Source organism: Winogradskyella damuponensis (assembly GCF_039538385.1).
In the GTDB taxonomy this organism is placed as follows: domain Bacteria; phylum Bacteroidota; class Bacteroidia; order Flavobacteriales; family Flavobacteriaceae; genus Winogradskyella; species Winogradskyella damuponensis.
The window spans coordinates 157,611-184,015 of sequence record NZ_BAABCB010000020.1 but is presented as its reverse complement, the minus strand read 5'-3'; the positions used below and the strand labels follow the sequence as shown (position 1 = coordinate 184,015).

At 32.9% G+C, this 26,405-nt stretch carries 23 protein-coding genes and 2 pseudogenes; 7 read left to right on the top strand and 18 right to left on the bottom strand.

The features are described 5' to 3' along the window. Positions 1–22 precede the first annotated feature (22 nt). Positions 23–997 carry a signal recognition particle-docking protein FtsY gene (ftsY, locus tag ABD730_RS12670; RefSeq protein ID WP_344715143.1) on the top strand — a complete coding sequence of 325 codons (975 nt, stop codon included), beginning with the start codon at positions 23–25 and terminating at the stop codon, positions 995–997. 385 nt (positions 998–1,382) lie between these two features. Here the strand turns inward: ftsY and ABD730_RS12665 are convergent, their stop codons facing one another. After that, on the bottom strand, positions 1,383–2,462 hold the full coding sequence (locus tag ABD730_RS12665; protein WP_344715141.1) for a serine hydrolase domain-containing protein: 1,080 nt from the start codon (positions 2,460–2,462) through the stop codon (positions 1,383–1,385). Positions 2,463–2,541: 79 nt separating this feature from the next. On the opposite strand from ABD730_RS12665, the gene rimO reads away from it, so the two are divergent. Further along, positions 2,542–3,849, top strand: coding sequence for a 30S ribosomal protein S12 methylthiotransferase RimO (gene rimO / locus ABD730_RS12660; protein WP_334470008.1), 1,308 nt, complete (start codon positions 2,542–2,544; stop codon positions 3,847–3,849). Positions 3,850–3,885: 36 nt separating this feature from the next. On the opposite strand, the gene ABD730_RS12655 is transcribed toward rimO, so the two are convergent. From ABD730_RS12655 to ABD730_RS12620, 8 genes are all read right to left on the bottom strand, one after another. Beyond that, positions 3,886–4,428: a DUF4287 domain-containing protein gene (locus ABD730_RS12655; protein ID WP_344715139.1), complete on the bottom strand. Its 543-nt coding sequence runs from the start codon at positions 4,426–4,428 to the stop codon at positions 3,886–3,888. Between the two features lie 215 nt (positions 4,429–4,643). Further along, on the bottom strand, positions 4,644–5,354 hold the full coding sequence (locus ABD730_RS12650) for a flavodoxin family protein (protein ID WP_344715137.1): 711 nt from the start codon (positions 5,352–5,354) through the stop codon (positions 4,644–4,646). A 43-nt stretch (positions 5,355–5,397) separates the two neighbouring features. Continuing rightward, complete coding sequence (locus ABD730_RS12645; protein ID WP_344715135.1) at positions 5,398–5,769, bottom strand: VOC family protein; 372 nt, start codon at positions 5,767–5,769, stop codon at positions 5,398–5,400. Positions 5,770–6,645: 876 nt separating this feature from the next. Next, positions 6,646–7,392: a DUF6090 family protein gene (locus ABD730_RS12640; protein ID WP_115817777.1), complete on the bottom strand. Its 747-nt coding sequence runs from the start codon at positions 7,390–7,392 to the stop codon at positions 6,646–6,648. A gap of 198 nt (positions 7,393–7,590) precedes the next feature. Then, positions 7,591–8,088 (bottom strand): hypothetical protein, encoded by a 498-nt coding sequence (locus ABD730_RS12635; protein WP_344715129.1) that lies wholly within the window; start codon positions 8,086–8,088, stop codon positions 7,591–7,593. After that, positions 8,088–9,191 (bottom strand): GmrSD restriction endonuclease domain-containing protein, encoded by a 1,104-nt coding sequence (locus ABD730_RS12630; protein WP_344715127.1) that lies wholly within the window; start codon positions 9,189–9,191, stop codon positions 8,088–8,090. Before ABD730_RS12630 ends, ABD730_RS12635 begins: the two co-directional genes overlap by 1 nt. A gap of 158 nt (positions 9,192–9,349) precedes the next feature. Then, positions 9,350–9,982, bottom strand: coding sequence for a hypothetical protein (locus tag ABD730_RS12625; protein ID WP_344715125.1), 633 nt, complete (start codon positions 9,980–9,982; stop codon positions 9,350–9,352). Positions 9,983–10,115: 133 nt separating this feature from the next. Beyond that, a complete protein-coding gene (locus tag ABD730_RS12620; RefSeq protein WP_344715123.1) occupies positions 10,116–10,829 on the bottom strand; it encodes a hypothetical protein in 714 nt (237 codons plus the stop codon). 354 nt (positions 10,830–11,183) lie between these two features. Here ABD730_RS12620 and ABD730_RS12615 point away from each other — a divergent pair. Continuing rightward, positions 11,184–11,378, top strand: a pseudogene (locus tag ABD730_RS12615) (transposase); the annotation flags it as partial. Positions 11,379–11,421: 43 nt separating this feature from the next. Here ABD730_RS12615 and ABD730_RS12610 read toward each other — a convergent pair. The 3 genes from ABD730_RS12610 to ABD730_RS12600 form a co-directional block, all read right to left on the bottom strand. Next, a complete protein-coding gene (locus ABD730_RS12610; RefSeq protein ID WP_344715121.1) occupies positions 11,422–12,303 on the bottom strand; it encodes a T9SS type A sorting domain-containing protein in 882 nt (293 codons plus the stop codon). Between the two features lie 163 nt (positions 12,304–12,466). After that, complete coding sequence (locus tag ABD730_RS12605) at positions 12,467–12,985, bottom strand: RidA family protein (protein ID WP_344715119.1); 519 nt, start codon at positions 12,983–12,985, stop codon at positions 12,467–12,469. 223 nt (positions 12,986–13,208) lie between these two features. After that, positions 13,209–14,315: a hypothetical protein gene (locus ABD730_RS12600; protein WP_344715117.1), complete on the bottom strand. Its 1,107-nt coding sequence runs from the start codon at positions 14,313–14,315 to the stop codon at positions 13,209–13,211. Between the two features lie 344 nt (positions 14,316–14,659). Between ABD730_RS12600 and ABD730_RS12595 the strand changes: the two are divergent. After that, positions 14,660–14,854, top strand: a pseudogene (locus tag ABD730_RS12595) (transposase); the annotation flags it as partial. Between the two features lie 42 nt (positions 14,855–14,896). Here ABD730_RS12595 and ABD730_RS12590 read toward each other — a convergent pair. The 6 genes from ABD730_RS12590 to ABD730_RS12565 form a co-directional block, all read right to left on the bottom strand. Then, the gene (locus ABD730_RS12590) at positions 14,897–15,439 is read right to left on the bottom strand and encodes a hypothetical protein (RefSeq protein WP_344715115.1); all 543 of its coding nucleotides are present in this window, start codon (positions 15,437–15,439) and stop codon (positions 14,897–14,899) included. 387 nt (positions 15,440–15,826) lie between these two features. After that, the gene (locus tag ABD730_RS12585) at positions 15,827–16,222 is read right to left on the bottom strand and encodes a hypothetical protein (protein ID WP_344715113.1); all 396 of its coding nucleotides are present in this window, start codon (positions 16,220–16,222) and stop codon (positions 15,827–15,829) included. A 131-nt stretch (positions 16,223–16,353) separates the two neighbouring features. Further along, entirely contained in the window at positions 16,354–16,917 is a 564-nt protein-coding gene (locus ABD730_RS12580; protein WP_344715111.1) for a magnetosome magnetite crystal formation protein family, read from the bottom strand. Between the two features lie 346 nt (positions 16,918–17,263). Continuing rightward, positions 17,264–18,088: a hypothetical protein gene (locus ABD730_RS12575; protein WP_344715109.1), complete on the bottom strand. Its 825-nt coding sequence runs from the start codon at positions 18,086–18,088 to the stop codon at positions 17,264–17,266. A gap of 143 nt (positions 18,089–18,231) precedes the next feature. Next, entirely contained in the window at positions 18,232–18,963 is a 732-nt protein-coding gene (locus tag ABD730_RS12570; protein WP_344715107.1) for a phospholipase D family protein, read from the bottom strand. Positions 18,964–19,146: 183 nt separating this feature from the next. Then, positions 19,147–21,627, bottom strand: coding sequence for a M14 metallopeptidase family protein (locus tag ABD730_RS12565; RefSeq protein WP_344715105.1), 2,481 nt, complete (start codon positions 21,625–21,627; stop codon positions 19,147–19,149). 116 nt (positions 21,628–21,743) lie between these two features. Here ABD730_RS12565 and bshC point away from each other — a divergent pair, with 116 nt between their 5' ends. The 3 genes from bshC to guaA all read left to right on the top strand — a co-directional run bounded on the left by bshC (position 21,744) and on the right by guaA (position 26,404). After that, positions 21,744–23,342, top strand: coding sequence for a bacillithiol biosynthesis cysteine-adding enzyme BshC (gene bshC, locus ABD730_RS12560; protein WP_344715102.1), 1,599 nt, complete (start codon positions 21,744–21,746; stop codon positions 23,340–23,342). Between the two features lie 3 nt (positions 23,343–23,345). Beyond that, a complete protein-coding gene (locus ABD730_RS12555; RefSeq protein ID WP_344715100.1) occupies positions 23,346–24,716 on the top strand; it encodes a pyridoxal phosphate-dependent decarboxylase family protein in 1,371 nt (456 codons plus the stop codon). Between the two features lie 152 nt (positions 24,717–24,868). Further along, positions 24,869–26,404: a glutamine-hydrolyzing GMP synthase gene (guaA, locus tag ABD730_RS12550; protein WP_334470034.1), complete on the top strand. Its 1,536-nt coding sequence runs from the start codon at positions 24,869–24,871 to the stop codon at positions 26,402–26,404. Position 26,405 lies beyond the last annotated feature (1 nt).

Sequence of the window (26,405 nt, the reverse complement as noted above, 5' to 3'; positions counted from 1 at the left end):
TGATTAATAACCTAACAACAAAATGAGTTTTTTTAAAAAAATATTCTCTTCCGAAAAGAAAGAAACCTTAGATAAAGGCTTAGAGAAATCTAAATCTTCTTTTTTCAATAAATTAAATAAAGCCGTTGCCGGAAAATCTAAAGTCGATGATGACGTTTTAGATAATCTTGAAGAAATCTTAGTCACTAGTGATGTTGGTGTTAACACGACATTAAAAGTGATTACGCGTATTGAAGAACGTGTTGCCAAAGATAAATATTTAGGCACTTCAGAATTGAACAAAATTCTAAGGGAAGAAATAGCTGCGTTACTCTCAGAAACTAAGTCTGGAGAAGAAACAGAATACACAATTCCTGAATTACCAAAACAAGCTAATGGTTCTAAAACGCCTTATGTACTTATGGTCGTTGGAGTAAATGGTGTTGGAAAAACAACAACCATTGGTAAATTGGCCTATCAGTTTAAAAAGAAAGGCTTAAAAGTAGTACTTGGAGCTGCAGATACCTTTAGAGCAGCAGCAATAGATCAATTACAGGTTTGGGCAGATAGAGTAGATGTACCAATGATACGACAAGAAATGGGATCTGATCCTGCTTCTGTAGCATTTGATGCTATTCAATCTGGTGTCAATCAAGATGCAGATGTCATTATTATTGATACAGCTGGACGTTTACACAATAAGATCAATTTAATGAATGAGCTGACAAAAGTAAAACGTGTCATGCAAAAAGTAGTTGGCGATGCGCCTCACGATGTACTTTTAGTTTTAGACGGCTCAACAGGTCAGAATGCTTTTGAACAAGCTAAACAATTTACAGCAGCAACCGAAGTTACTTCTTTAGCCGTAACCAAGTTAGACGGAACTGCCAAAGGAGGAGTTGTGATTGGTATTAGCGACCAGTTTCAAATTCCGGTGAAATATATTGGAGTAGGAGAAGGTATTGAAGATTTACAAGTCTTTAATAAATACGAGTTTGTAGATTCATTCTTTAAATAACATCTTCTAAGTTCAGGTATAGCACCATTAGGTGTTTTATAATGTGTAGACTACTACATTTAAAGGATTATAAGATTTTAAAGCCGATTACAATACTTACGGTATTGTATTCGGCTTTTATGTTTTTTAAATATGTCGCGTCGTTAATATTGGTCTATGCAACACCACAAAGCCCTTTACTTCCAAAGCAGTTAAATGCTTATGCATCCTTTCCGTTGTATTTTATAGTCGCATTTTTTGGTGTCCTAAGTTTCTTTAGTATGCGAATTTTATGGACTAAACAGTGTAATGTTAAACGTGTTTATGCTCTGTTTGGAATTGTATTTTTGTTTTGCATTTTTCAGTGGTATATTTACCAATGCATTATGCGTTTTAATCCTTATGGCTAATTAATCAAAGCATTAATTTTTATCCAAAGCTCATTATCAAAATTAGAAAGCGCAAAATTATTATCGTCAGCAGATTGGCCCATTCGTATGATGACTAATTTTTTACTAGGAACCACATAGATTTTCTGATCATTTTTACCCAGCGCAGCATACATGTCATCTGGCGCATCAGGAATAAGTGTTCCAGAGAATTCAACTTGAGTTTGAGGTAAATGATACGAAGATTTACCATTTAACCACCACAAATAACCATAAGCCAAATTAACTTCCTGAGAAGTGTTGGTGGCAGCAGATAAATAATTGTCGTTTACAATTTGTTCATCTTCCCATTTGCCATTGGCATAAGTTAATAAGCCAAATCTAGCCATGCTTCTGGTATCGCTTAGGTAAACACTTAAGCCACTTAAGTCTATCCAATTTCCAGTCATTCCTATTTTGTCTCTAAGATGTGTATTAAAGTAGTTGTCCCAAGTTGTATTGCTAGACTCAGCTACAACATCTTGTAATTTTACATACACATTATGGTAAGCCCAACGCGTACCAGCATCTGCCATATACTGTAAATTTCCAGGAGAAACATCATCACCTAAAGTGTCGTCTAAACCAGAGGTCATGGATAATAAATTTTTACAAGTAATTAGGTTTTCTTTTTCTAATGGAGCGCTTGTCCAACCAGTACCAAGATAATCTGAAACTTTATTATTGATATCTAATAAACCTTCATCTTGGGCAATTCCAGTAACTGCAGTAGTCAATGTCTTTCCTGCACTTGCCCAATACCATGGAGTAGAACTGGTATGGTTATTAAAATAATGTTCTTCAACTATTTTGCCGTTATGAAGAATCATAAAACTTTTAGAGTTTTTTTCCTCTAGGAAGTCTAATAATGGTTGAAGCTGATCTTCATTCCAATTTAATTCTGAAATTGATTTAGTTTCCCAGGTATCGGAATTTAAAGGAGGGAAATAGATCTCATCGGTTGGAGAGCCTTGGTTCTCTGAAGAAGTATCATCACTTGAACAAGAAATAAATAGAAATATAACTATAAAAATGGATGTAAATTGAAAAGATTTCATCGTAAGTTTTTATTTAAGACCTATAAATATACTAAAGGTTTAATTTACATTGTATCTTTGCAAACTGATTTATTTAAACATGCGTACAAAAACTCTTAAGAAAAACAGAATCAACGTAGTAACACTAGGCTGTAGTAAAAATGTTTACGATAGCGAAGTGTTAATGGGACAGCTAAAAGCTAGCGGAAAGGACGTTGTCCATGAGCAAGAAGGCAACGTTGTAGTGATTAACACTTGTGGTTTTATTAATAATGCCAAGGAAGAAAGTGTGAACACCATTTTGGAATACATGCAGAAAAAGGAAGATGGAGAAGTTGATAAAGTCTTTGTAACAGGTTGCTTAAGTGAGCGTTATAAGCCAGACTTAGAAAAAGAAATTCCAAATGTAGATCAGTATTTTGGTACTACAGAATTACCTGGCTTGTTAAAAGCTTTAGGAGCCGATTATAAGCATGAGTTAATTGGAGAGCGTTTAACAACAACACCAAAAAATTACGCTTATCTTAAAATAGCAGAAGGTTGTGATAGGCCTTGTAGTTTTTGTGCAATTCCTATCATGCGCGGAAAACACAAAAGTACTCCAATTGAAAATTTAGTTACTGAAGCTGAGAAATTGGCTGCTACAGGAGTTAAAGAATTAATTCTTATTGCTCAAGATTTAACCTATTACGGTTTAGATATTTACAAAAAACGAAATCTTGCTGAGTTACTAGAACACTTAGTTAAGGTTGAAGGTATCGAGTGGATACGATTACATTATGCATTTCCAACAGGATTTCCGATGGATGTGTTAGACATCATGAAGCGTGAACCTAAGATTTGTAATTATCTAGATATTCCGTTACAACATATTTCTGATGATTTATTAAAATCGATGCGTCGTGGTACAACTAAAGAAAAGACCACTAAATTGATTCATGAATTTAGAGCTATAGTTCCTGAAATGACCATCAGAACAACATTAATTGTTGGTTATCCTGGTGAAACAGAAGCACATTTTGAAGAACTTAAACAATGGGTTTCTGAAATGCGTTTTGAGCGTTTAGGTTGCTTTACATATTCTCACGAAGAAAATACACATGCTTACAATTTAGAAGATGACGTACCTGAAGAGGTGAAAATTCAGCGTGCCAATGAGATCATGGAAATTCAATCTCAGATTTCTTGGGAATTGAATCAAGCCAAAATAGGACAAGAGTTTAAAGTGGTTATTGACCGTAAAGAAGGTAACTATTTTGTTGGTAGGACTGAATTTGATTCGCCAGATGTAGATAACGAAGTTTTAATTGATGCCTCTAAGGTTTATTTAAAAACCGGAGAATTTGCAACCATTAAGGTAACTGAAGCAGAAGATTTTGATTTGTATGGAGAAGTCTTAGTGTCTTAAAACAATTTGAAATAGCTAAAGCTTTTTACAGTTGTACTATTCGGCTTTTGTATAGGCTTCATTCATCCATTCAATTAATTCGTCGTCAATGTCGTCAATAGATGTTATTTGAACGCGATGTGTGCACATGGTGCCAAAAGGTCCGGAATTGCCTAATCGGTCTGTAGTTGGTTTTTCAGGAAGCTTTAATCCTAAATCAATTCGTGTTTTTGTAGCAGGTTTTATTAAGACAAATTGACGTTTTCTAATAATGCTAACACTGGTTTTTTTAGGTGTGATGGTCACATCTGTTCCAAAGGTTTTAACGCTAGCAAGTATCTTTTCATAAATAGGAAATAAACTCTCCTTGCCTTTATATTGGTTGCTCACCAAATCCTCAGACGTATGGTTTTCTTCTTTAGAAAGGGTAACAATGGTATTGGCAAAACCATGGGTGACACCATGTTCTTTTTTTAGAAAATTGACTCCTTCAGAATGTTTAGCAAATGCTTTTTTACTTAAAATAGATTTCCATTGTTCTAAGGATTTGCCTGTTTTCTCAGGCATATTATTAATCATGGTTTGTAATACTTTTTCCATTTTATTTGGTATTTATGATAAATAAGTGACAATTTGTGATGTTTTGTGTCATATAATTGAATACAAATCCGTAGTAATATGACAAGCTCAGTAAAACACAATAGAATGCAAATAGGTTTATTATTGTTTTATACGCTTGTTAGTGCTATTATTTGGTATTTTGTTTTTTAAATGCTGCCTTTCGTTTTTTAAGGCTTTATTTTAATTGATTTCATTTATCTGTATTCTGGATTTTCAAAATTCCAACGTGTACCATCATCCCAATCCTTACGAGAATTACCGTAAGCAGGATACCCATTATTCTCCTTTAAAAGTTTAGCCAAATGCATTAAATTATAAGTCATAAAGGTGGTATTTCTATTGGTAAAATCGTTGTTTTTAGCATCTGCTTCTTTATCGAGATAACTAGGACCAGGTCCAACTTCGCCAATCCAACCGCAATCTGCTTGTGGTGGAATAGAATAACCAATATGTTGCAAGGCATAAAGCATACTCATGGCACAATGTTTTACGCCATCTTCGTTGCCTGTTATAATAGCACCTCCAACTTTACCGTAAAATAGATATTGCCCTTTGTCATTTTGTTGGCCACTCATGGCATAAAAACGTTCAATTAATTTGGTGGCTTCCGAGGATTTTTCGCCCAACCAAATTGGTGTGCCAATAACGCAGATATCTGCTTCAAAAATACGCTTAAAGAGTGTTGGCCATTCGTCGGTTTGCCAACCGTATTCCGTCATGTCAGGATATACTCCTGATGCCACATTATGGTCTATAAAACGAATGGTATCTACACTAACACCTTCCTTTTTCATAATGTCTATGGAGCGATCCATTAAGCCTTGTGTATGACTCACTCTTGGTGACTTCTTAAGTGTACAGTTAATGAAAACGGCTTTTAAATTTGAAAAATCTGGCTTTGACATGTGTTTCGTTTTTTAGTTATCCTTAAAAGATAATAAAAAATTATTAGACATGTTGGTCGATTAAAATAGCATTGCCATCAGGATCTAAAACCACAAAGCTTGCAGGTCCAGAAGTGGTTTCATCTGCTTCGTGTTCTAGTGTGATGTTTTTACTTTTTAGATGTTTCTGAATGGTACGCACATCATCAAATTTTTCGAGTGTATTGGCGTGTTGGTCCCAACCAGGATTAAAGGTAAGTATATTGTTTTTAAACATGCCTTGAAACAAACCCACTAAGGATTCTCCATTTTTCATAATGAGATAGTTCTGTTCTATACTTCCAGCAAATACTGAAAATCCTAAAGTTTCGTAAAATGTTTGTGAGGCTTTTATATCCTTTACCGCAAGACTTATTGAAAATGCGCCTAGTTTCATAATTTAGAGTTTAAGTGAGTACTTAAAGGTAATGAAAGTTTTAATTATGGCGTTTAGTAGATGTGTTTTAATACTAGGTATCATGACCGAGTACACACAGCACCAGCAATTAGTTATGCAAATCATAAGATTATATACCTGTAATATTATTCTAGATATTAGTATTATGCCTTACGAGTGTGTTCTGTGATGCTATAAGCTTGTTTTAAGCACCTTATAAGCATGCTATAACCACGCTATAACCTGTATTGTGAAATTTTGTATATTGCTGTATTATAGGTGTTTAGATTAAAATTTGATATTATGACACAACAGACCGAAATTACCCCTTTAGTAGGAAGGTTATATGGTATTAATTTTTAGGATTTGAATGGTCAGCCGACGGCACAAAAAGTGGGTGATGGGTTTACTAGAAAGGAATAAAAACTAAGGCAAGTATGGAACGTGTACGTGAAAAAGCCAATGGGTATGGGTATTGCTTAGCGGTGAATAAAGTGTTTAGGTTTGCTTATTCGTTTATCGTCTACTGTGTATGGCGAAGTGAGGTGCGTCTCACGGGCAGCCATAATTGCCCCTCATTCACCATACGCGCTGATGTGTGTAGTTTCGTGTGGATTTATCGTAGACTCGACTTAATATAGCACAAAATTTGAGTAGTTGTAATTAACACTGGATGATGGTATGAAATTAGTAGAAGGGAATCGTTTTCAAAACGCGATTCTATGTACCGAAGGCAATTTCATACCACGTGTATGTGTATGGTTAGTTGCGTGTAAGTACGCTGTTATTCTTTGCTAAGCAATATAGTAAAAAGTAGGGAAGAACCGTCGTCTTAGCCAACAGAAGCAATTAATTATACACGGTGTTGTGCTTTCGTTATTTTTTAAGTTCTTCATCAATTAATTCAATGAGATGAATCAATTCTTTCTTTAGTTCTACTAATGCCTGTTCATTATAATTGATATTAGCAAGAATTAAGATCAAATCGCTAACCAATTTTTCATCTTCATTAAGCTTCAGGTCTTCGAGATTTCTTATTTGAAAATCAAGATTAGTAACCTTTTTCACGAACTCCTTATTCGTGACTTTTGGTAAAATATAATACTTAAAAGACCTTGTTAAGTTTATTAATTCATCAAATGCTGCTATTGAGGTTGTAAGATAGTATTGAGTCAGTTGATTTCTCAATTCTGTATTAGTGATTATTTCAATATTGCCTGAACTGGTTAGAGTATTGTAGCCTGTGCTATTACTTTTGAAACTTGCGTTTGTAAATAATTTACCTTCTGATAAAAGTTGAAACATTTTTTCACCAAGTTCTTGGGATATTTTCTTTTCTGCCGCAATCTGCATAAATTTACTTATATCAGAACTCTTTTCAGCGTTGAAAGTAGATATTTCACGAATTAATAAGGTATCAGATATAAGGTTCTCTTTAATTTCTAATAGCATAATATCTCCTTTTTCTTTATTTTGAGATATTGTGTTTAAATTGTTTAACCATAAGGCAATTAAAATTCCAATAACAACGAGTGCAATTTCTCCAATGGCATATTTAAAATACTTCCCAGTTTTTCCTTCCGAAAGTAAATTTTGTCTAATTTTTCTAAAGAATTTTATCATTGGTTAGTTTTTTCTTGAAAGGTAGGATAATTATTTCATTCCGCTCGAGTGAGAATAATGAAGCACAACGTTGTTGTATATGATTTGTTGCGGTGGTTAAGCGATAAAGTTAATAAAAAAATCACAGATAGAAAATCCGTGAGGATTTTCGTAAGTAAGCTAAAACTAGCAATAAATTATATACAGTGTTGTGCATAGTTATTTTCTTAGTTCATTGTCTATTTTTTCTAAAATTGTAGATATTCTATTAAAATCTCCAAGTGTTCTAGAAGGTGCATTATAAATTCTAGTGACACCTTTCAAATGAGTATGGGCAGCCTCATTTCTTGTACTTTTTAAGTTTCCAAGATTACTTTTTAAAAGAGTTATTTGAGCTGTTTTTTCAAGTTCTAATTCTAATTTCTCTACTTGAATTAATCCTAATAGGCTAATTAGCATTGGTCGAATGTTGTTATTATACTGAAAACCATAATTAGGGTTTACAATTTTATTTTTACAATAGTTTTTATTGTCAACACTTTTAAGATTTCTATTCCCATGTTTAATAATTATATCATCTAAGGTTTCTTCAATCCATCCACATAGTTCAATTACTGCAAGTTTCGAAAAATAGATAGCTTTCTTTTGACTAGATGCAGAATTGTATAATTTGTCTAACTCTATTAAAGTTGACTTAATATATGATTTTGCTATCATTATGCCGAAAAAATTTCTATTGCTCTTGTTAATCTATCAATTACTCTATCTTTTTGCGCTAAGCCCTCTTTTAAACTTTCTACAGAAAATAATTCATCATTTCTCAATTCCATATATAGATTATGTAATTCTTCCACAGTTTTGTTTTCTAATGTTTCAATATTTCTAGAAATGCCAACAAGTATTGCTTCTGTAGTTGCCTTACTTAGTCTTGGTAAAGGTTCATTATTCAGTATGGTTTCATATAAAAGATTAATTGTTCTAGTTGTGATGTCAACTAAATTAGAGATAAATGTTTCATTTGCATTTTTATTATCTTCCATAAAGTCATTTAAAAATTTTGCTAAACGACCATTGTAATCCTCATATTTTGTGTGAAAAGAAACAAATCTTAATACTAATTCTTCATTAGAAAAGCGATAAACCTTATTCTCTTTTATGTCAAATAGATTTATAAAGTTTTCTCTGTTAACTATATTTTTTAAGAAATTATTTAACGTACCATTATAAATACAATTTCTGATTTCTTGATTTGTCAATTTACTACCACCAGTATTAAGCCTATGAAAAATTGTAAACAAATAGTTCATATGGCTTTTTTTAGAATAGTCACACCTCAATACCGTAATAGGTAAAACGGTGTTTTGGATTTTACTGAAAAGTTCAGGATATTTTTTCTTTATTGTCAAATTAGACTTTCCAGATATTCTCTCGTCAATATCGTCTAATCTTGCTAATTTCCATTCTTCTTCTGATTTGACATTTAAAAAATTAACCACAGTTGCTATTCTTTGAAGTCCGTCAATTACAAATCTTTCTTGTGTTTTATAGTCAAGACTTAAACATAAACTTGGAATAGGTAATTGTTTAACTAAAGAGTCAATTAATCTAGTTTGCATAGCCTTATTCCAAACTACGTCCCGTTGAAAATCTGGTTGAATTTCAAGTTGGTTTTCTTGGTACATCCTTAACAAATCAGCACAAGACCTAAGTTCATTATACGCGACTATATCATTAGGTGGGTTTTCATTGTAGTCATCTTGATTCTCTTGAGATTCTTCTAAGTTCTCTAGTTCTTCGTCAATATTTATATTTTCAGACATAGTTTTTTTTTAATTATGCACAACGGTTTTGTATAAGAATAGTTGCGTGTTTGCGTGCGAGGAATTTCCGAAGGAAATTCAGATGTAGCAAATACGCAACTACCTTTATTTAAGCACAAAATAGCAATTATTTTTATACGTTGTTGTACAACGTTTTTTTATTCCGCTATTTTTCTGATTAAATCAATATCGATTTTTTCAGTACTTAATTTTATATAATTATAAGATTTGATTTTTGAGTTTTCAAGTTCAAGTATCAACACTTTATTTTTATTCGAGTAAGCAATTCCATTGTCGAAAGTCAGATAGTCATTTCCGAATTCAGATTCCAATTCCTTTTTAGAAAGTCCGATTAGATTTGCTTTTCCCAAATCCGAATCTTTATTAAAAATCCTCATTTCTATTAGAATTTCAGTTTCGTCTTCAAATCTATGTTTGTTTTCTCCGTATTTAAAAACTACAATTTCGTTTATTCCTTTTGGTCCAATGCTGTCAGTTATAAAATTGTAACCATAAAATATTGAATCATTGATTGCAGGATGATATTGATATTTCAATCCGTTATTTACACTCGTTGTTACATTTCCGTTATTCTTTGACTTGAATTTCTGTAAGTCAATTGGGTTTTCAAGAAAGGAAATCAGTTTTGAGTTTTCGGTCGGCTTTTCAGCTTTTTCTATTTTTAATCCAGTCGAATCAACAACGATTTGGGTTTGTTCAGTTCCCTTTTCAGTCGCATTTTTGCAACTTAAAAAAACTAAAAACAATATCGTTAAAACTGTGATTTTCATTGTTTGGTCAAATGTTGTACAACGGTCTCGTATAACCGTCAGTTACGGTTTTAAAGTTAATGTTTTTCGGTTAAGCACTGACGTTAGCAATTCCGAGTGGATTCGGACGTAGTCGAATCCGCCGTAATTGCGGTTATACATTGTTGGCAACTGGCTTTTTATTCAGTTTAGTTATTATTCGTTCGTCTTGGAATGTTCTAATTCCGTTTTCATAATTATTTAAGAAATATTCGTCATATCCAGTTTCATTAATTTTTTCAGCTATAATTTGCTCATCAAGCAAAGATTTCGGTTTAGGAACTGTCAATGTCGCTATCAGAAAATCAAACTCATTCATTTCATCAGTCCAATCTATATTTAAAAACCCGTTTTTGTCAATTATTTTGGGTTCTTCTTCGATAATGTAATCAGATGGATTTAAATTGTATTCTGAATATATTTTTGTCCAACGTTCTTTTATTATTTCAAGATTTCTGGTTTCCTCAAGTTTTGGGTTTATTAAAAGTCCAACAGTTCCCCAATTTTTATTCAAAGATGGTCCTGTTTTTTTCCAAAGTCCTTCTGCTGATGCCATAGCAAATGCTTGACTTTCCAAATTCCGAGCATTTTTGATTATTTCTTTAAATCTTAAAATGTAAGCATTTCCAAAATCCGTTTTTGGATGATTTGATAAAATCATTGTATACGTGTTTTTGCGAGAACTTGATTCTCTTCCGTAACGAATACGAGCTTTAATTGGAATAATATTTTTTGAAGATTCAAGATAAAGTTTTCTCCACTTGATTCGTTTGGGTTCGTTGTCCCAAAGTAATGAACCTATGATTATTGCACCTCCTTTAAATTTCATCTATGTCGTTTTTTTAGCTTGTTGCCAACTTGTTATATCATAACTTTTATCACTCATATCCCACTAATTAGGTAGGTATTAGCAAGTGTTTTAAATATTTAAAGTCATGAGCTACGAAGTTAATTCTATTTTTTCAAAAACCTATACGTAAAGTTACGTACAGCTGCGCTTTATCAAAAACCAAGTTAAAGCCTTCTATTCTAAATAACTTACGGTAAACCGTAATAGTCAATTCATAATAACCAAAACCCTATACAGATCAAACTTGCTATTGATGAGGTTAGGTGTTTAATTACAGGACGTCCTTTTTTTATTTTATGGCCTTTAAGCTTATGGTCGGTTCATCTAGAAAATAGCTATGTAGGAATTACACCAACGATTCGAGAATCTGGAAGCAGTGTACGAGGGCGAAGTAGAATAAGTAAAGTAGGCAATAAGAAATTAAGAAATCTTGTGTTTTTAGTAGCCTTTTCGGCCTATAAATTTAACCGAGGCTGCAAAGCCTTATTTGATAGAATTGTAGCTAAAGGAAAGCGTGCAAAATTAGCTTAAAGTTGCTTGTTTTTTAACTCAGTTCTTTGTTGGCATGTCGTTATTTTTTAATAATCCTTTTCAATAAAGTGTTTCTAGTTTTGAAAGTTACTCTAACAAAATAAATTCCAGCTTTATAATCCTTCAAATTGATTGAACCATTGCTATCAAGCTTAATTTTTGAACTTTTTCCAGATATTTGAATTAATTCAACATGCTCAATTTCTAAATTGGTTTCATTAATATCAATTGTTACTTTATTATCCGTTGGGTTTGGATATATTGCTAAATTGGATAAATTATAGTCTTCAACATTTAATAGTAGCGATTCATTGCCAAAAGTGAACCAGAAAACAGATACTATTAAATTATCGTCTGTTAAAAAAGCGCTATTACTTGTAGGATATTCAGGGTAGAAGGTGTTATCACAGAATGTTACTTGATTGTCGTTTATAAATTGAACTCTAAAAAAACCACAATCAAACTCGCTAGGGCTTTGAACATCCCACCATCCTCCAGGGATTATGCCTGTAAAAACAGAACCATTTCTACAGTCATCATCGAATAATAAGTTATTCCATGTAACTGTCACTGGCCAATTTTCGGTTACTATGTCAATGCCTTGTATAGAAAAGTTTGTAGGACAGTTTTTCTGAAATATTTGTGTTTTGGTATGGTAAGTTGCGGGTATTGGGTCTGGATAAGTATTTCGAGCTATCATTTCATCGCTAATCCTAACATCTAAACCAGAATTATAAGGAATAGTGATTATATTGGTTTCACCAAAAGCACTATCTATGGCGTCAGTTGCATTGTCATCATAACCAAGAATTATACTGTCTTGATTTCCTGCGGAATCTTCAAAAAATAATTCAACGCTAAATTCTTGCCCAAAAGAAAAAGAGAAGAAACTTAAAAAAAGAATTAATATATAATTTTTCATAGTGTTTGGTTTTAATGCGTGCCAACGGTCTCGTATAACCGTCAGTTACGGGTTTATATGCGTTAATTTTCGGTTTAGCACAAACGTTAGCAATTCCGAGTGGATTCGGACGTAGGCGAATCCGCCGTAATTGCGGTTATACATTGTTGTGCTTTCGTACTTTTTATTCCGATTTATGTACTTCAAGTTCGATTTCAACCATAAATTCAGGTAATGCTAATCCTTTTACTTCAAGCCAAGAACCAGTCGGAAATCCATTTTTATAAATTTCAGCACGATATGCTGATTTTTCCAGCATTTGAGCCATATCAGTTGTGAAAATATCTTCTTTTACAACATCTTCAAATGTGCAACCAAAGTGTTTTAATATTTTTTCCAAGTCAGCATAACAGTTTTTCATCTGCTGTTCTATATCGCCAACAGCAGTTGGATTTCCCTCATTGTCCATACTTACTGCTCCAGAAATTTTAATGCTATTCCCAATTTTCACAGCGTGTGAATATCCGTATGCTTTTTCTACTTCTGGACGCAAGAGAAAATATTCAGGTTTTTCGGATTCAACAATTACTTCTTTTTCCACTTCTTTAGTTTCTTCCTTTTGTTTTTGTTCACAACTTTGGAATACAAAAGCCAATGCAAAAAGTGTTGCGAGTAAAGTCAATCTGTTGGTTAGTTTTTTCATAATTCTGATTGTTTAGTGCCTACATTGGTCGGTTTTCGGCTTTCCCGTTTTTATTATCCATTTCGTTTTTCAGTATGAAGCACAACGTGTTTGTATATGGTTTGTTGCGTGGTTTAAGCACCTATTTTAGCAAATACATACCGAATAGAAAATCCGCGAGGATTTTCGTAAGTAGGCTAGAACTAGCAATAAATTATATACGGTGTTACCACACGTTTTTATTTCAATTATTTTTATAGAATGTTCGTAATTGTCCAGATGTACTAATATGAATAACATAATAATCTCCTTTATAATAAACACTTTGTTCGCCTACACGCCTAAAGTCTCTGTCAGGATTATCTTTAAAATGTTCTATAATTTCTTTCTCAATTTTTTTTAAGACAGTTTCAATTACTGTTTTAATATCTCTAAACTTATATTGAAAAACAGTTTTTGATTCAAATCTTTCTCCAATTTGGGTTTCGCTTACGTGTCGCATATAAATATGCAATAAATTTTCATAATCCCACCAAACTGGGATTTCTCCGTGAGTTAACCTTTCAGGTCTAAAGTCAGATGAGAAGTGAATCAACCAAGCTAATGCTTGTTTATAGTCTATTCCTACAGCTTTCCATTTCTCTTGGCTTTTTTGCAATTCTTTTCCTAGGATTTTTATTTTTTGGTCAGCCTCTTCCTTTATTGTATTTTCAAATTCTATTTTTTCCTCGTCGCTCAATAAATCTTTGTAATATTTACTGTTTAAGTAATGATATTTAAGTTCAGGTTTTATTTCGCCAGTTTCTACATTTTTGAAATTTTTCAAGTCCTCAATTGGCATTCTGTCTTCGTATTTTCTTAAGATAATTCCGTTATGTCGATTTATTTCCTCTGGGATTAATTTATATCCGCTTTTAAGTCTTTGGGAATTTAGCCATAACGTCATTTCTTCCTCGTCAACATCTGATAAATTAGAATTAATCGTTATTGGGTCAGGTAAATTTCGAATATCTGATTTCGAAAATTCATTCTCTACGGGTTGAGAGAATTGAAGGATTTCGATTATATCTGAAGCTAATACACCTTCAAATCGTAAATCTCCAATTTGTTGTTCAGTCAATTCGTTAAGTCCATTTCCAACTGCAAATTTGATTAATCCGTCAGTTTTTGGCAATTCCTCAATTGCAATAATATTTTCTAAATCGGCTCTTTCCTTTGGTGTGTAATAAAACTTACCAGTTATAAAATCTCCATATTTATTTCTTGCGTCAGAACCGAATCTGAAAGAGACAGTCACTACTTTGTCAAACTGACCTGAATATTTATATACTTCTTCTTGTGAATACGTCATTTTTCAAATGTGTGGTAACTTGTTATATTATAACTTTTATCACTCATATCCCACTAATTAGGTAGGTATTAGCAAGTGTTTTAAATATTTAAAGTCATGAGCTACGAAGTTAATTCTATTTTTTCAAAAACCTATACGTAAAGTTACGTACAGCTGCGCTTTATCAAAAACCAAGTTAAAGCCTTCTATTCTAAATAACTTACGGTAAACCGTAATAGTCAATTCATAATAACCAAAACCCTATACAGATCAAACTTGCTTTTGATGAGGTTAGGTGTTTAATTACAGGACGTCCTTTTTATATTTTATGGCCTTTAAGCTTGAGGTCGGTTCATCTAGAAAATAGCTATGTAGGAATTACACCAACGATTCGAGAATCTGGAAGCAGTGTACGAGGGCGCAGTAGAATAAGCAAAGTAGGCAATAAGAAATTAAGAGATCTTGTGTTTTTAGTAGCCTTTTCGGCCTATAAATATAACCGAGGCTGCAAAGCCTTATATGATAGAATTGTAGCTAAAGGAAAGCGTGCAAAATTAGCTTAAAGTTGCTTGTTTTTTAACTCAGTTCTTTGTTGTAATGCGTTAATATTTTATTTCGATTTTAATTGCAGGTTCGGAAAGTTCTTTTTCGGGTAAATATATTTTAAAGTGACTTTTTATCCATTTTCTATTTACATCTTTACTAGAACTCCTTATGTAAGATGTAATATTTTTATCCGATTTAATTCTCTTTCTTTTTACAGCTCCAACTGCAATAGGTTTACCAAAAACACTATAACCAATGTACAAGTATTTGAAATCTTTAATCTTAATGTTTAATTTTTTTAAATCAATACTAACCCAACCTTTATTACCTCTTTCGGTATTTACTACTAATTCCTTTTCTAATAGATTTATCACATTTTCATTTGGATTGGTATTTGACTGAAACAAGTAAAATTTAATATCTAAATTTTTATTAGTATGCTTTTTATTATATAAATCACGAAATTTTTCAAAAATATATAAGTTAATTGATTCGATAGAAACACCAAAATGATTGCTGACGTCAATTTCAATTATTTTATCAGTTCTAGAAGCATTACCAATTTTAAAAATATTTCTATTCTTAGAAATAACTCCCAACTCTTTTCTTATAAATTTTTTATTAATAATAACTTCATCTAAAGGAATTTCTTTTTTTAAAAATATGGAGTCTTTTAGTATTAAATCTGTAATGTTAATTTTTTTCGAATAAAAGCTATCAAATGTTATAAATACAGAATCTATCTCTTTTATTAAGGATTGTTTAAAATTATAATTGTTACTATTTGTGCTTTTATATATTGTGAGACTATCTTTAATAAAAAAGTTTAATTGAAAATTGGTAACAGGTTTTTTTTGTTCATCTATGAAAGTGATAGTTCTATTTTGTGAATATAAATTTAATGTAAATAAAATAAAGTATAACTAAGTTCTTCATATTTTAAAAAACTATAGCACCTCTTTAAAGGTGTTATAGAAATCTTTTTATTAATTAAAAATATCATCATATTGATCCCAGATCTCAGAGTCTGAACAAGGAACGTCCGCTTCACCATTACTCCAACCGATGAAAACTCTTCTCTTTCTAAATGTAATTGTTTTAACAACAACTCCATACCCATTTAGATGGCAAGGTCCTTCACTGATAGTTTCATTACACCAGAAACAACCCATTCTTGCACTAGTGTCAGAGCCAATGTTTGAAACACTTGGATTATCTAAATAAAACATTAAATCTATAAACTGGTCAAGTGTAAAATGCTCTTGTATAGATTGGTCTAAAGTTGAAATTGTTTCTTCATCATAACTACCATTAATAATAGCGACTCTCGCAAACTCTTTAACATCGTTTAAGATTTGTATTTGTGTGTCGTTATAATGCATTACGGTTTTGTGTATGATTAGTGGCGTGTTTAAGCACCTAAATTAGCAAATAAAAACTGAATAGAAAATCCGTGAGGATTTTCGTAAGTAGGTGATAACTAGCTATTAATTATAAACGTTGTTGCCACCAGTTATTTTATCAGTTTAATTATATTCGGATATAAATTCTCTGTTTTTCCTTTACTCGTTTTAATCGCAAAAGTTATTGGTAATATTATGTTCAAAACATAAAGTCCGATAAAAATATAAAAAAGAATAGGATAATAACCATAATGCATAATTTTCGAAAATGCGAATCCAGTTATACTTAAAAATGTTATAATCGACCATAGAATTTGATAATTCAAAAGGTTTGCTCCGATTTCTTTTAGTCCGACAACTTTATCTTTTTTATTCATCCATAAAATCAGAGGAACAATTATGTTTCCAACAGGAATTGCTAAAAAGACTATTACAGAAAGATGAAAAATTGTTAGATAGCTTTTATCAGGTTGTTTACCATAGTCTAAAATATCTTCTGCACTTATGTCAAGAACTTCACAAATTAAATTCAGGGTTTTTCCACGAGGTTCACTTTCGTTATTTTCAATCCGTTGAATTGTCCTTAAATTTACTTTTGCAGATTCAGCTAATTCCTCTTGAGAAAGCCCTTTTTTCTTTCTTATTTCTCTAATTTTTTTTCCGATTCCATTCATAGTTATTTGTGTTTTATTGTTTCTACAAAACTACTTATGAATCTATCATTTTGATAACGGTTTATTTGCGACATTTTTACGACATTCTTGTCAATCTGTTGATTTTGTTGAGTTATTTTTAATTGGTGGCAACGTGTTTCTTTAGTTTGTAATAAATATCTTTATATAGAAAAAGAGGAGGACTATAACGTGTTTTAGATTAGTGATCCCTTACGTGTTTGTATATGGTTTGTTGCGTGGTTTAGTACGTAATTTAGCAAATAAAAACCAGATAGAAAATCCGCGAGGATTTTCGTAAGTAGGCTAGAACTAGCAATAAATTACATACGGTGTTAGCACAAGTATTTTATAATTCATAACTCCATTTATTTGTCTTTAAATCATAAGAAACCCAAATATGTCTTAAATAGGGAACATTAATACCTGTCTTCTTATATTTTTTTACTTCCCATTTTTTAACTTGACTAATTAATTCAATCGCATCTTTTTCAAATTCTGTAATAGGTTTTCTATTAGCATCTTCAATTCCTGTTGTTAAATTAAAGATAGAATCTTTCTTTCTTATTAATTCTCTTTGTCTTGTTATTGAAATTAAATTACCATTTGAATCAATCAAAATATTTAAAAGAGTAATGGGTTTTTTGTATTCCTTTATTTTTCCATTTTCGAGAATAGAGTTTATGTCAGTTACATTTATACAGTAGTTAAACTCACTTTCATATTCAAAAATGTAATTTTCAATTTTGAATGAATTGCCATTATCTAACATTTTTTGTTCTCTCAGACCAATTGGTCTATTGTTAATAATTTTTGAGTTAGAACACATTCCACTAAAAGTTAAATTACCTTTATATTTATAGGCATAAACTAACCATTTTTGATTTTTTTTAGCGCTCCAATCGCAAGAAGTCCATTGTCCAGTATATTCTTCTTCTGCTGTTACATCAAATTCTAGTGTTTTGGGAAAATCTCCGTTTTTATAATGTTTAGAAATGTCAAAGGTAACTTTATAAGTCAAGCTATCTTTAGCGTAAATTTTTGAAATAATTTCCCCCTCAAAAACATATTCTGATGAATAAAATTCTAATATAGGATTATAAACAACGCAATCACAAGCAAAAGTAAGTGTTGAAATTAGAATTGATAATATTGTCAGAATTCGTTTTTTCATATTTGTGCTAACGGTCTCGGCTATGAGTAGTTGCGTGGTTTAGCACTTAATTTTGCAAGTACACACCAAACTAAAAATCCGCGAGGATTTTCAGAAGTAGGCGAGAACAAGCAATTACTTATAGTCATTGTTGTACACAGTTTTTATTCGGTTATATGTTTTGCAATATCCTCTGGCCAAACAACAAACTGTCCATATTGCCCATTTTTTTCAATTCCGCCTGTTTCTTTTCCACGTTTTGTTGTTATCCAATCGTTTTCTTTTTTATACATCAATTTATTGTCGGTAAACCATTTATTGATTTTTCGACTGCTTAATCCAGTTAGTTTAGATAATTCTTTGGTTGTCAATGATTTAGATTTATAATAATCTTTGTTTTCTTGAACTTTTTTTATTGTGCTTTCAGTTTTCTTTTCTATTTCTTTATCAACTTTTTTTACAGAAACTCGTATTTCTTCGCTAATCGTTAATAATCTTTGAACTTCATCATAAATGTCGTTGTATAAATCAGCGTCTTTTTCTTTTGTAACATGAATTCCCATTTCGTCATTATTCTGCTGTGAGAAAGAATATAAATTCATTGAAGTTACAATTGCCTCGTTTTCGTTCAGATAACATTTTGCGTGAAGAGAATTACAAAGACTTGTTCTAATTCCGATTTGACTTTCCAACCAATTACTTTCCTCGACTTGTAATTTATTCTCTCTGTAAATTATTCGGATATCTCTTTTTTGAATGTTTAGATTTTCTAAATGGTCTTTTACTCTTTTGTGAAATTGTAGATAAGGACTTATTAAAATTAGTCGGTCTTTTGTTGTTTTAATTAATTCTTCTAAATGATAAGAAACACCTGTAGTGTTTAAAAATTTTGCCATTTTTTATTTCAGTTTCTTGGTTTTCGTAAATTGTTTACAATGTCTCGCGGATATAAAAGCGTTGTAAGATTCTATATCCAACATTAAACGAAGGTAGTTTTTTTGAGATTTAAAGTCAAGTGACTCAGTCTTAATTATCTAGTTTTTTATCTTCAATTGTTAATAAACTAAAACAAGAGTTTATTACAACTCATAAGCATTGTTATTCACAAAGAACACAGCGTTCACTAAAAAGAGTTTTCCATTTTCCCAGAAGCTTCTAAAAAGCGTGTTATCTACCATGTAAATAAAACTACCGCTTCCCATGGGTTCTTCGCCAAATACTAAGGTTTGGTCTAATGCTTTTAAAGCCTGTTGGCCTGCAAAACCAGAAAACACTTTGGTGTCATTTAAGTATGCCACGTTATAGCCATTTTCTAATATATTGTATGCAGAGCTTCCTAATTTAAGCGTGAAATACTGATCGCTGTAACCAAATGCCATAGGATGCGTTGCATCTACTTTGGTATTAAAAATGGCTCCTGTAATAAGGTGGTTGCTATACTCGCGTTCGCGATCGGCATAAGCCGTTAGGTTTTCTTTTTGGTCATCAGCTTCAGGTGTTTTAAAATTGAGACTAAAGCCTTCTTTACCAGCAAAACTTCGCAGTGCACCATCAATAGCAATTACTTTTCCGCCAGATTTTACCCAATCTTTTAGTTTTGTTAAGTTGTTTTCGGTGAACACTTTGCCGTAATAGCCATTTGGCAGGATTAATACATTGTATTTGTTTAAATTGGTTTTGCTAAAATCATCCGTATTTATAGAAGTCAGCGGATAGTGTAATTGTTGTTCAAAGAAATGCCATAGTTCACCATAGCTTAAAGACGATGTGCCTTCTCCAGAAAGAATAGCCACCTTTTGTTTGTTTACTAATTTAATATCTGGTGAGCCCATATCTGGAGTGCTTTGTGAAAATCCAGAATTAATTGCTGTTAAAGGTTGTGCATGCTCTTGTGCAATGGCATTTAATTTTGATACCATTTTTTCAATATGCTTATTGTCTCCTTTGGTGATGATGAGTGACCCACGTTCAAATTTGGTATTATTAGAAGTGAATGGTTTTTCGGTAAACCTTACTTTAAAATCTTGCTTTAATAGTTCGGCTAAAAACTGAGCATCTTCCATAGAATTCCATTTGCTTACATAACCATAAGCATCGTTTAAGTTTTGAAGTGCTTTTTTGCTTAAAAGTATTCTGCTCTGTATTTGAGAGGTGCTTGCAATAGCATCTAATCCATAGGCATAAGGCAGTGACCAAGCCGTAATATCGTAAGTTAAAGAATCTGAAAGTTTGGTGTTTGGTTCAAATAATACCTTTACCATTTTACCTTTTGGTTGATTGCTATGCACCACTACCGCATTTGCATCTACATTAAAACTACCTTGTTTTCCTGTGGCATAATGGTAACCAGAAACCTTAGTGTTTGTGGCATTTTCGAAAGCAATATGATGTTTATTTAAAAGCGTTTTTAGGCTATTCAATTTATCTTCATTGCCTTTTAAGACGTAGCTTTTGTATTTTAAGTTGGTATTATTAAAGAATTTACCAAACTCAGTATTTAATTGTTTTGCATTTTTTGATGCCATTTCAACTGTAGAAAGTCCTGTGGTTGTATGGTGTGTTAAGCGTTCTACTAATGTTAACACATGGCCTTCGTCATTCAATATACCTAAACCAGCCATACCGTGACCACCTTGCTCATAAGTCATTCCCATGGCTCCCATAAACGTTGGGTAGGTGTCTCCATAGCTTGGATATAATAAATCGAAACGTTCTCTGGTAAAGAATAGCCAACCTTCTTTGTCAAAATACTTAGCATGATTTTGTCCTATTTGTGTTTGAAAGTCGCGTTGCCAATCGGTAATAATTTCATGAAGTGGTTCTGCAGCAGGTGCAAAATAGTAAGGCTCGTTAATGCCTTGCTCATGAAAATCGACATGCACATGAGGCATCCATTTGTTATAAACCTCTAAACGTTGTTGTGTTTCTACTTGTGTTGCCCAAACCCAATCTCTATTTAAATCAAAGAGGTAATGATTTGGTCGTCCGGCTGGCCAAGGTTCGTTGTGTTCGCTAGCTTGTTTGTCAACATCGTATGGTTCGCTTTTGGTTCTGTTGTACCAATTTACGTAACGATCGCGACCATCAGGATTGACGCTTGGGTCAATAATTACAACCGTGTTTTTAAGTAATTCTTGTTGCTCAGTTAATAATTTATATAAGGTAAGCATAGACGCTTCAGAACTCGATGCTTCGTTGCCATGCACATTATAACTTAACCAAACAATGGCAATATCTGTTGCCGTTGGTTCGCCTTCTAATAAACCTGCATTTTTTAAATTGTTTTCTCTAATAGTTTCGAGTTGCTTCATATTAGCTTCACTCGTTAGAAAAGCCACATACAAATCTCTACGCTCGTTGGTTTTTCCGTAGTTTTCTAATTTTACTTGATGAGGAGCTGCTTTTTCAACGGCTTTAAAATAATCAATAACCTGATGATTTCTGCTAAATTGTGTGCCAATATCATAACCTAAAAAGTCTGTTGGAGATGGAATGGTTTGCGCTGAAGCTAAGGTTAGGCCGCCAAAAACGACCAAAAGAACTAAGATGAATTTTTGCATTTAATTTAAAATTAAGGTTGTAAGCTAGTAAAGATAGTTAGTGCAACTGAATTAACTAAAAATTAGCAGATAAAAAATTGAAGAGTATTATCTTTATGCCATAAATAAGTTTGATAATGCCAACCAATTATATTCCGTTTAAGGATACCAATTATTTCTCAGATTTTATATGCGATTATCTCGCTGAAAAAGAAGAGTTAAAAGAATTCTACCATCGTTTTCCTAAGTTGGAAAATTTTGAAGCACAGATAAAAGAAAAAGGTTTGTCTGTTAGAGCGCAGTCTAGAACTATTCTCGCAGAAACTTTAAAGCAGCAATATAAAAACACAGCGACTTCAGAGTTAACAGCAGAACATATTGAACGTCTAAATCTTGAAAATACCTTTACGATTACTACAGGTCATCAATTAAACTTATTTACAGGACCATTGTATTTTCTGTACAAGATTATTTCTACTATAAACCTAGCAAAGCAATTACAAACAGCATATCCGGAGTACAATTTTGTGCCTATGTATTGGATGGCTTCTGAGGATCATGATTTTGAAGAAATCAATTATTTCAATTTTAAAGGCAAAAAGATTCAGTGGAATTCTGAGCAAACAGGAGCAGTTGGTCATTTTAATACTGAAGGTTTAGATGAAGTATTCGAGGTGATTTCTTTAGAATTTGGAGGTGGAAAAAATGCAGAACAACTAAAAACATGGTTTAAGGAAGGGTATCTTAAGCATCATAATTTAGCAGATGCTACACGTTATTTGGCTAACGCATTATTTGGAGCACATGGTTTAGTGATTATAGATGCCGATGATAGGGAATTGAAACGTTTGTTTATTCCGCAGATGAAACAAGAAATGCTAGAACAAACAGCATTTAAAACTGTTTCTGAAACCAATAAGAAATTAGAAGATTTAGAGTTAAAGATTCAAGTAAATCCTAGAGAAATCAACCTCTTTTATATTAAAGATGGTTTACGCGAGCGTATTGTAGAAAGTGAAGGAGTGTATTCGGTGCTTGATACTGATATTTCTTGGAGCAAGAGTGAGCTACTAGAGCATCTTGATGAATTTCCGGAGCGATTTTCGCCAAACGTGATTATGCGACCTTTATATCAAGAAGTGATTTTACCAAACCTCTGTTACATTGGTGGAGGTGGAGAAATGATTTATTGGTTACAATTAAAATCTAATTTTGAAGCGCAGAATGTCACGTTTCCGATGTTGTTATTACGAAATTCGGCCTTAGTAAAAACAACGAAACAAGCAGAGAAACTTGAAAAATTGCATATTTCGGATAACGATTTGTTCTTAGATAGACATTCGTTTATTAATAAAAAGGTTAGAAAAATATCGAATATAGATATTGACTTTTCTGAACAAATTCAGCATTTAGAAACCCAGTTTAAAGGCTTGTATGATTTAGCGGAACAGACTGATAAATCCTTTGTTGGTGCTGTAAAAGCACAAGAAGTAAAACAATTAAAAGGTTTAAAACATCTTGAAAAACGATTGTTAACAGCGCAAAAACGAAAATTAGCAGATCAAATTGAACGTTGTACAGCATTGCAAGAACAATTATTTCCTAATCAAAGTTTACAAGAGCGAAACACTAATTTTTCGGAATTGTATTTAGAGTTTGGTGAGCAATTAATTCCAGAATTAAAGAAAGCTTTAGAGCCATTGAAAGGTGAGTTCTTAATATTAAATTTAAAATAGTCCATGCACAAGATTGATATAGAGTTGGTAGAAATGACCTTAGATGTCATGAAATATGTCATCGGCCGCGTTTCTGCAACCGAACATCAAATAGGAAAACCTAAAAAATCAGAAGAATTAAAAGCATTAGTTGGCGAAACTGTAACACCTGATGGTGTTGGAGGTGAATATGCGTTTAACCTTTGGAAAGCACATTTAGCAAAAGCCAATGTGCCTGTAGATCACCCAAGAAACTTAGCATTTGTACCAGCTTCGCCAACTAAGGCAGCCATTATGTTCGATTTAATTACGTCGGCATCAAGTATACATGGCGCGTATTGGATGGAAGGTGCAGGAGGTATTTTTTGTGAAAATGAAGCCATGAAATGGATTGTGTCTTTAACCGGTTTACCAGAAGGTGCTTTTGGGGTTTTTACAAGTGGAGGTACAGCAGCCAACTTATCTGCGATTGTTACTGCCAGAGAACATTGGAGAGAGAACCCAGAGTTTAAGCGCGAAAAAGGATTGATTGTCACCTCAATAGGAGCACATTCATCCATAAAAGCCATGGCAAAAGTGGCTGATGTGGATATTGTTTTGGTAGATTCTGAAGAGCATTTAACAGGCGAAGCGCTTAAAGAAACGATTGCAACATTAACTGAACACCAACGCAAATGTTTATTTGCCGTTGTGGCAACTGGTGGAACTACTAATGCAGGAATCATTGACGATTTAGATAGTATTGCCAAAGTTTGCGAAGAAGAAAATTTATGGTTTCATGTCGATGCGGCTTATGGAGGAGGCGCTTTGGTGGCCGATTCTGTACGTCATTTATTTAAGGGTATAGAAAAAGCCGATAGTATTACCATTGATCCACATAAATGGATGTTCTCACCATACGATTGTGGTGCTGTAATTTATAAGAATATGGAATTGGCAAAAAATGCCCATTCGCAACAAGGCTCATATCTCGAAATATTTAAAGACGAAGGAGCACATGGATTTAATCCAACCGATTACCAAATTCAATTGACTCGTAGAGTTAGAGGTTTGCCTTTATGGTTCTCTTTAGCAACACATGGTACGGACCGTTATAAAGAAGCTGTAGAACGTGGTTTGGAATTGGCACAAATAGCAGGACGACTCATTGAAGCGCATCCAGATTTGGAATTGGTGAGAGCACCAAGTTTATCTTGTGTTTTATACAGAAGAATAGGTTGGAAACCCGAAGATTACACACACTGGACCTATGAAAACCATGAAAAAGGATTCGCATTAGTGACACCAACCAAATGGAAAAATGGTGATACCTATGAAACTTGTTCGCGTTTTTGTTTTATCAATCCTGATACTACCGAAAAGGATATTGCTATGATTCTAGACAGTATGGTCTAAGCTCACTAAATGTAATGTAGTAAATTGATGAATTATTTGATGGATTTGTGATATTAACTTAATAACACAAAAGCGGATTTTATGTTAAAAACTTAATCTAAAAAATTGTAAATCGTAAATCGTAATTCGCAAATCAATCCTTATTTTTGCGCATGCAACACAACAAAGTCCTAATTTTAGATTTCGGATCGCAATACACACAGCTTATTGCGCGACGCGTCAGAGAGTTAAACATCTACTGCGAAATTCACCCATTTAACAAAATTCCTTCAGATTCAGAGAGCTTTAAAGCCGTCATATTATCTGGTAGCCCAAACTCAGTGCGAGGCGAAGATGTGCTTCATCCTGATTTAGAGACTATCAGAGGGAAAAAACCAATGCTAGCCGTTTGTTATGGCGCGCAATATTTGGCACATTTTTCAGGAGGCGAAGTCGCAGAATCAAATACTAGAGAATACGGAAGAGCAAATTTGGCTTTTATAAAGTCTGATGAAGATTTCTTTGAAAATATTCATGAAGGGAGTCAAGTTTGGATGAGTCATAGTGACACCATTAAACAATTACCAACAAACGGTGTGCTTTTAGCAAGTACGAGTGATGTTACAAATGCTGCTTACAGAATAGAAGGAGAGCAAACATATGCGATTCAATTTCATCCTGAAGTGTACCATACTACAGATGGACATCAATTATTACAGAACTTTTTAGTTAAAATAGCTGCGGTTGAACAAGATTGGACACCCAATGCTTTTGTTGAAGAAACGGTTCAAGATTTAAAAGAAAAACTAGGCGACGATAAAGTGGTACTAGGTTTATCTGGAGGAGTAGATTCTTCAGTCGCTGCCATGTTATTACACAAAGCTATTGGTAAAAATCTCTACTGTATTTTTGTAAATAATGGATTGCTACGTAAAAATGAATTCAAAGATGTATTGCATCAATACGAAGGCATGGGATTAAACGTTAAAGGAGTAGATGCTTCGGCACGCTTTTTGAATGCCTTAAAAGGATTGAGTGATCCAGAACAGAAAAGAAAAGCTATTGGAGCTGAATTTATCGCTGTTTTTGATGACGAAGCCCATTTAATACAAGATGTTAAATGGTTAGCGCAAGGTACAATATATCCTGATGTTATAGAAAGTGTTTCAGCAACAGGAGGCCCAAGTGCAACCATAAAGAGTCATCATAATGTTGGTGGATTACCAGATTATATGAAGCTAAGTGTGGTAGAGCCCTTACGCGCTTTATTTAAAGATGAAGTAAGACGTGTTGGAGCGTCAATGAATATGGACAGTCAACTGTTAGGTCGTCACCCATTTCCTGGTCCAGGATTAGCAATTCGAATTCTTGGAGATCTAACTGAAGAAAAAGTACGTATATTACAAGAGGTAGATGCTATTTTTATTAATAACCTTCGTTCTTGGAATTTATACGATAAAGTTTGGCAAGCAGGAGCTATGTTGTTGCCAGTGAATAGTGTAGGTGTCATGGGAGACGAACGTACTTACGAAAAATGTGTAGCTTTAAGAGCTGTAGAAAGTACAGACGGCATGACGGCAGATTGGGTAAATTTACCATATGAGTTTTTGCAAAAAACCTCAAATGAAATTATAAATAAAGTAAAAGGTGTTAATAGAGTGGTATACGATATCAGCTCAAAACCACCAGCTACGATTGAGTGGGAATAAA

Bases quoted from the DNA above. Each gene is read 5' to 3' on its own strand.
- ftsY (WP_344715143.1), top strand. From the start codon at position 23: ATGAGTTTTTTTAAAAAAATATTCTCTTCCGAAAAGAAAGAAACCTTA.
- ABD730_RS12665 (WP_344715141.1), bottom strand. From the start codon at position 2,462: ATGAAATCTTTTCAATTTACATCCATTTTTATAGTTATATTTCTATTT.
- rimO (WP_334470008.1), top strand. From the start codon at position 2,542: ATGCGTACAAAAACTCTTAAGAAAAACAGAATCAACGTAGTAACACTA.
- ABD730_RS12655 (WP_344715139.1), bottom strand. From the start codon at position 4,428: ATGGAAAAAGTATTACAAACCATGATTAATAATATGCCTGAGAAAACA.
- ABD730_RS12650 (WP_344715137.1), bottom strand. From the start codon at position 5,354: ATGTCAAAGCCAGATTTTTCAAATTTAAAAGCCGTTTTCATTAACTGT.
- ABD730_RS12645 (WP_344715135.1), bottom strand. From the start codon at position 5,769: ATGAAACTAGGCGCATTTTCAATAAGTCTTGCGGTAAAGGATATAAAA.
- ABD730_RS12640 (WP_115817777.1), bottom strand. From the start codon at position 7,392: ATGATAAAATTCTTTAGAAAAATTAGACAAAATTTACTTTCGGAAGGA.
- ABD730_RS12635 (WP_344715129.1), bottom strand. From the start codon at position 8,088: ATGATAGCAAAATCATATATTAAGTCAACTTTAATAGAGTTAGACAAA.
- ABD730_RS12630 (WP_344715127.1), bottom strand. From the start codon at position 9,191: ATGTCTGAAAATATAAATATTGACGAAGAACTAGAGAACTTAGAAGAA.
- ABD730_RS12625 (WP_344715125.1), bottom strand. From the start codon at position 9,982: ATGAAAATCACAGTTTTAACGATATTGTTTTTAGTTTTTTTAAGTTGC.
- ABD730_RS12620 (WP_344715123.1), bottom strand. From the start codon at position 10,829: ATGAAATTTAAAGGAGGTGCAATAATCATAGGTTCATTACTTTGGGAC.
- ABD730_RS12610 (WP_344715121.1), bottom strand. From the start codon at position 12,303: ATGAAAAATTATATATTAATTCTTTTTTTAAGTTTCTTCTCTTTTTCT.
- ABD730_RS12605 (WP_344715119.1), bottom strand. From the start codon at position 12,985: ATGAAAAAACTAACCAACAGATTGACTTTACTCGCAACACTTTTTGCA.
- ABD730_RS12600 (WP_344715117.1), bottom strand. From the start codon at position 14,315: ATGACGTATTCACAAGAAGAAGTATATAAATATTCAGGTCAGTTTGAC.
- ABD730_RS12585 (WP_344715113.1), bottom strand. From the start codon at position 16,222: ATGCATTATAACGACACACAAATACAAATCTTAAACGATGTTAAAGAG.
- ABD730_RS12580 (WP_344715111.1), bottom strand. From the start codon at position 16,917: ATGAATGGAATCGGAAAAAAAATTAGAGAAATAAGAAAGAAAAAAGGG.
- ABD730_RS12575 (WP_344715109.1), bottom strand. From the start codon at position 18,088: ATGAAAAAACGAATTCTGACAATATTATCAATTCTAATTTCAACACTT.
- ABD730_RS12570 (WP_344715107.1), bottom strand. From the start codon at position 18,963: ATGGCAAAATTTTTAAACACTACAGGTGTTTCTTATCATTTAGAAGAA.
- ABD730_RS12565 (WP_344715105.1), bottom strand. From the start codon at position 21,627: ATGCAAAAATTCATCTTAGTTCTTTTGGTCGTTTTTGGCGGCCTAACC.
- bshC (WP_344715102.1), top strand. From the start codon at position 21,744: ATGCCAACCAATTATATTCCGTTTAAGGATACCAATTATTTCTCAGAT.
- ABD730_RS12555 (WP_344715100.1), top strand. From the start codon at position 23,346: ATGCACAAGATTGATATAGAGTTGGTAGAAATGACCTTAGATGTCATG.
- guaA (WP_334470034.1), top strand. From the start codon at position 24,869: ATGCAACACAACAAAGTCCTAATTTTAGATTTCGGATCGCAATACACA.